The sequence below is a fragment of the Streptosporangium sp. NPDC005286 genome, from assembly GCF_040607515.1.
Lineage (GTDB): Bacteria > Actinomycetota > Actinomycetes > Streptosporangiales > Streptosporangiaceae > Streptosporangium.
In genome coordinates this window covers 1-5350 of the sequence record NZ_JBEXGU010000310.1, presented here as the reverse complement: position 1 = coordinate 5350, position 5350 = coordinate 1, and the positions used below count along the sequence as shown (strand labels likewise).

The 5350-nt window shown below is 69.3% G+C and carries 6 protein-coding genes; 3 read left to right on the top strand and 3 right to left on the bottom strand.

The features are described from left to right. Positions 1-108: 108 nt before the first annotated feature. From ABZU75_RS45125 to ABZU75_RS45115, 3 genes are all read right to left on the bottom strand, one after another. Complete coding sequence (locus tag ABZU75_RS45125) at positions 109-990, bottom strand: SRPBCC domain-containing protein (RefSeq protein WP_355569298.1); 882 nt, start codon at positions 988-990, stop codon at positions 109-111. After that, positions 983-1540 (bottom strand): helix-turn-helix domain-containing protein, encoded by a 558-nt coding sequence (locus tag ABZU75_RS45120; RefSeq protein ID WP_355569295.1) that lies wholly within the window; start codon positions 1538-1540, stop codon positions 983-985. Before ABZU75_RS45120 ends, ABZU75_RS45125 begins: the two co-directional genes overlap by 8 nt. A gap of 437 nt (positions 1541-1977) precedes the next feature. After that, on the bottom strand, positions 1978-2220 hold the full coding sequence (locus ABZU75_RS45115) for a hypothetical protein (protein ID WP_355569292.1): 243 nt from the start codon (positions 2218-2220) through the stop codon (positions 1978-1980). Positions 2221-2549: 329 nt separating this feature from the next. Between ABZU75_RS45115 and ABZU75_RS45110 the strand changes: the two genes are divergently transcribed. The 3 genes from ABZU75_RS45110 to ABZU75_RS45100 form a co-directional block, all read left to right on the top strand. After that, the gene (locus ABZU75_RS45110; protein WP_355569288.1) at positions 2550-3743 is read left to right on the top strand and encodes an esterase-like activity of phytase family protein; all 1194 of its coding nucleotides are present in this window, start codon (positions 2550-2552) and stop codon (positions 3741-3743) included. 316 nt (positions 3744-4059) lie between these two features. Next, on the top strand, positions 4060-4833 hold the full coding sequence (locus ABZU75_RS45105; RefSeq protein ID WP_355569285.1) for a MerR family transcriptional regulator: 774 nt from the start codon (positions 4060-4062) through the stop codon (positions 4831-4833). Further along, positions 4830-5350: GyrI-like domain-containing protein (locus ABZU75_RS45100; protein ID WP_355569281.1), on the top strand; the 521-nt coding region annotated here is incomplete at its 3' end. The genes ABZU75_RS45105 and ABZU75_RS45100, both read left to right, overlap by 4 nt.

Below are 5350 nucleotides of genomic sequence, written 5' to 3'. Positions count from 1 at the left end.
GTCACCGCAGCACGCTGCGGCTCCCTCCTCCGCCTTGCGAGACACCACCTGACCGATCCTCGCCACGGCAAGATCCACAGGACAGGGCCTAGGGCGGGTGGCGCGCGGTCACCTGGTCGCGGTGGTCTCCTCGGGCAGGGTGGGGGGCTCGAAATCGAACCAGATCGGCTGCCAGTCGCTCAGCTCGTGGAAGCGGCGTAGCTCGGCGACGCCGCTGAGCCAGCCCATCCACCCGGCGTACGGGGGGTTGCCCTCGTCGAAGCCGCTCATCACGAAGGTGAGCCGCGTCGCGCCGTCCGAGCCCTCCAGCTCCCAGCTGGAGACGCCGAAGCCCGGCCACTCCAGGGAGAACCTGCGGCCCGGCTCCACCTCGACGACCTTCCCCGGCGCCTCGTCCACCTCGAAGCCGCCCATGGCGAAGCGCCCGCCGACGTACGGCTCGATGTCGATCCGGTAGCCGAACCACCGGCTGAACTTCTCCGAGTCGACGAGCGAGTCGTACACCTCCTCGGGCGAGGCGCCGATGAGGAACCGCTCCTGCATTCGCGGGGAGGTGAAGTCGCACTTCGGGGTGAGCTCGCGGCCCTCCAGGTGGTCGATCAGGTTCGCGATCGACAGGCACCAGAACGTCTGCAGCGTCCCCCGGACGCCGCCGTTGCCGGAGATCGCCTCCCGGTAGTCGAAATGGGTCTGGGAGAGCGACAGGGCGGTCGACTCCGCGCTCTCCTCCTCCAGCCGGATCTCGACCGTCGTCTCCTCGCCGTCGATCAGCCACGACAGGCGCAGCGTGTGGTCGTCGACGTGCAGCGGGCGCTGGTGGGGCGCGTGGCCCTCGGGGGTGTGGCGTCCCCAGAACTCGTACCGGTGCGGCAGCTCGACCTCGGCGTGTTCGGCCAGCCAGATCCGTAGCTCGCCCGGGTCGGTCAGGGCGTGGTGGACCGCCTTGAGCGGTGCGGCCACGCGTGCGTTCAGCCTCATCGGCTCACTCACGGGGTTCTCCCTTGGGGTAGCAGGCCACGGCGAGCTTGAAAGCGTCACCTTCGGCGCCGCCGTAGCGGGTGAAAAGGTCCTGCAGGGTGGACTGGAGGTCGTTCAGGAACTCCTGGCGCCGTTCCGGCGGCACCCGGATCTCGCCGGACACGCCGACGGACGGCAGTTCGGGCGCGGTCCTGTCCAGCGCGCCGATATCGGCCTGGACCTCCTCCATGAGGTCAAGCAGGTAGCCCAGGCCCAGCTCGTCCTGGGTTCTGCGCAGGCCGATCCGGCCGACGAGACGGGGTGAGAGCCAGTAGGAGCGGGCGCTCGCCTGGTAGACGCCCTCGTGGATGCCGCGCACCCTGCGCTCGGACACCTGGGTCACCAGGCCCGCCTCCACCAGGCGTTTCACGTGGTAGTAGACCCGCTGCGGGGTCTGGTCGAGCAGGGCCGCCACCTCGGTGCACGAGCGCGGCTCGGCGAGCCGCCGCAGCACCTCGATACGCTGCGGTTTGAGCAGCGCCTCGGCCTGATCGATCTGCTCCAGATACAGGACATCTCTCATCGCAAAATCGAGCCTGTACATAAAATTCTATTTTGTCAATGACTCGGGCGCATCGCCCCCCGGCGGGGCGGCCGGGATGGAGCCGAGGGCGCGGGTGGGTGGATGCTGAGAGGGCCGCCTGGGCGGGCCGGCCGCCTCACCTTCCGGTCATCGGCCCGGTCGCTGGCCGGGTCACTGGCCGCTCCGGATGGCGGATGCGGGCCTCACGCGGTGAAAGCGCCCATCGGCGGTCACGGTGGCGGATGTGGGGGAGAATCCGGCGCCGGGGGGCGGCCTCATCGGGGCTCGGCACTGGAATGGATCGCAGGCTCTGCGGCACTTTGGCGGTATTAGGGGTCTATTCTCGTACACGTCGCGATAGGTGCGTAAATAGTCGGTCATCATTGTGTCTGTCCGGACCTGCGGATACCTGGGGGCGGCAGCCCGGCTTCACAGATTCATCCCCGGCCGGACTGGTAAGGGCAGATCCAGGCAAAAACCACGCTGCCGAAATTCACCAGCATGGTGTGCGGGGTCCGGCCTGCCGTCTCGGTGACCTGGAGCCTTATCACGGAACCGGCCCGCATCCAACTCGCCACGTCGTCCTCGGTGGGTTCGTGGCCGTGCAGGCGCAGCATCAGGTCGTGGGGCTGACCGAATATCCGTAGATGTAGTTCGCACGTGGGTTCGATATCCGCCATGATTCGCCGTCCAATGTGGCATAGACCCGGCGGGGTTGTCGGCGTCCCTTCGAGCGTACTCCCGCCGTGCGCGCGCACCCGGACCCGTGTCCGGCGGGTGACCGGCCATCCTGATCGGCGGTGATGGGATGCCCTGCCCGCATGCTTTCGGGCGCATTGTCGTATTCCTCGACTTCAAAACTGAAAATGCAGGAAAAATGGCTGATTCTTCCTTGTCATTGAGCGGCCAATGAGCATTCAAGTGCTGATTCTCATGGATATTCTCAGCAATCCGCGATCTCATATTCCCGCCAGTCCTTCGGGATCTTTTCTGGGATGAGGAGAGTCATATGGCCAATTCGCGAAGAATCGCGGCGATCGCGGCCGCGATCGCGACGGCGGTCAGCCTCGGGGCCGTCGGCGCGCAGGCGTCGACGGCGGACGCCCGACGGTCGACGGCGGACGCCCGGTCGGAGGCCGCGGCGCCCACGAGGGGGGTCCGGATCACCCGTTTCCTCGGCGAGCAGCGCCTGCCGAACAAGATGCGGTTCCGGGGGACCACGGTCGGCGGCATCTCCGGCATCGACCGTGACCCGCGTACCGGCACCTGGTACTTCATCTCCGACGACCGGTGGCGCTACAACCCGGCCCGCTTCTACACCGGCCGCCTTGACATCAACCCGGTCACCGGAGCCTTCACCGGGGTGAACCTCACCGGGGTCACCACCCTGCGGCGTCCCGACGGGACCCCCTATCCCGCCTACGGCCAGGCCGAGTCCGCCGATCCCGAGACGATCCGCTACGACAGGTGGAGCAACCGGCTGCTCTGGGGCCACGAGGGCGACCGGCCGGACGCGACGCATCCCGAGATCCCGGTCTCCGACCTGTTCGTCCGCTGGACCAACACCCGGGGACGCCACCTCGGAGAGCTGACGACCCCCCGCAACATGAAGATGACCACCACCGACAGCGGCCCCCGGCGCAACTTCGGCTTCGAGGGCCTGACCTCCACGGCGCGCACCATTACGGCGGTCACCGAGGGTCCCAGGTACGAGGACGGCGAGCCGCCGACCGCCACCAAGGGCGCCCCGGCCCGCATCACCGTGTGGAGCCGCGACGGCAGGCCGCGCGGGCAGTACGTCTACCCGATCGACCCGCTGCCGGCGGCGCCGATCCCGCCGACCGGCCAGTCCGACAGCGGCGTCTCGGAGATCCTGGCGATCGACGACTACCGCTACCTCGCCCTCGAACGCTCCTGGATCGAGGGCGTCAACTACAAGGTCAAGCTGTACGAGATCGACCTGCGCGGTGCCACGAACGTGCTGAACAGGGACAGCCTGTCGACCGGCCGCCCGTATCGCCCGGTTTCCAAGCGCCTGGTCTCCGACCTCAGCACGGTGCGGACACCGGTGCAGAACCTGGAGAGCCTCGCCTGGGGACCGCGTCTGCGCAACGGTGAGTGCACGCTGGTGATCGGTTCCGACGATAACTTCAGCGAGCAGGAGGTCACCCAGTTCCTGGCCTTCGCCGCCAGGGGCTGCTGACAGGGCGGTCGGCACCAACCCGGACGCTGAAAGACTCCGGCGCGGCCGGGACCCACGACACGGGTCCCGGCCGCGCCGGTCCATGTGGGGCCACCTCGCGGGAGGCCGACGAGGATCCCCGGCCGGCGTCGGTTCTTGAATGTGCCGTCACGGAGTGGCGGGACGGCAGGGACGAGGCCGGATGCGATCTCCGGGGTCGGCTCTTGAGCGTGCCGAACCCCGCTGGGGCGACCTCCCGGACGCACTCCGGCCCTCCGGCTCGATCGATTCTCGCCCGGTTGGACCCTCCCACTGTGGGAGCCTCCATGCTGATGGCGTGAACGAGGGATATCTGCCGATCGGGCGGTTCGCGAGGCTCTGCCGGCTCAGCGTCAAGCAGTTGCGGCACTACGACGAGCTGGGCCTGCTGACCCCGGACCACGTCGATCCGGACACCGGCTACCGCTACTACCGGCCGGACCAGGCACGCGCCGCGATGCTGATCAGCCTGCTCCGCTCCATCGACGTGCCGCTGCCCTCGATCGGGCGGGTGCTGTCCGGCGACACGGCTGCGCTCGGTGACGTACGCGACCGGATGGAGGCCGATCTGGCGCGCCGCGAGCGCAACTTCGCCGCGCTCGAACGCATCCTCTCCGAAGGGCTGCAGCGGCCGGAGGTGACGGTGGTCCGCGAGCCCGCCCGGCGGGTGGCCGTCGTCAGGGACGTCGCGACACTGGACCGGATCGGCGTCGTCACCTCGGCGTGCGTGGCCCGGCTGCTCGCTGCCGTGGGTGACCCGAGGGGGCTGATGATCGGGCTGTTCCCACTCGACCTCGCGCCGGAGCTCACCGTGGCCGTCGCCGTGGAGACGTCCGAGGACGTGCCGGGGACGTCCCCGGACGTCCTGCCCGGCGGTCTGTACGCCTCGGTGACGCACGTCGGTCCTTACCACCAGATCCCGCTCACCGCGCACGCGCTGCTCGCCTGGGTGGGCGAGCGCGGGCACACGCCCGAAGGCCCGCTGCGCGAGGTGTACGTCTCCAATCCCGCCACCACACCGCAGGACCGGCTGGTGACCCATCTGATGATCAAACTGGAGGACCCGGAATGAGCTGGTATTCGGCCGCGGACGATCCCGAAGCGGTGGAGTTCGGCCCCGCGCGCGGGCTCTCGGTCACCGGGCAGGGAGCGCCGGGCGGACCGGTCTACACGACGAGCGTGGGAGCGCTGTACGCCGTCGCCGGGGCGCTGCTCGGCATCGCGGCCCGCTCCGTACGGCCGTTCGAAATGCCCCCCCTGGAAGGCCGCTGGTGGGCCGAGGACGAGCGGCCGCCGCTCGACGTGCCGCGCGAGGAGTGGTGGTGGCACCTGTTCCTGCGGCTGCCGGAGCCGGTGGACGAGGCGTGGGCCGACGAGGCGCGCCAGTCCGCGGGGCACCCGGCCGCCGCCAGGGTGCAGCTCGTCACCTTCACCGAGGGACTGTGCGTGCAGGCTCTGCACCGCGGACCGTACGCGGAGGAGCCGAAGACCCTCGCCAGGATGGACGCGCTGATGCGGAGCGAGGGGCTGGTCCGGAACGGCCTGCACCACGAGATCTACCTGTCCGATACGTCGGAGACCGACCCGGA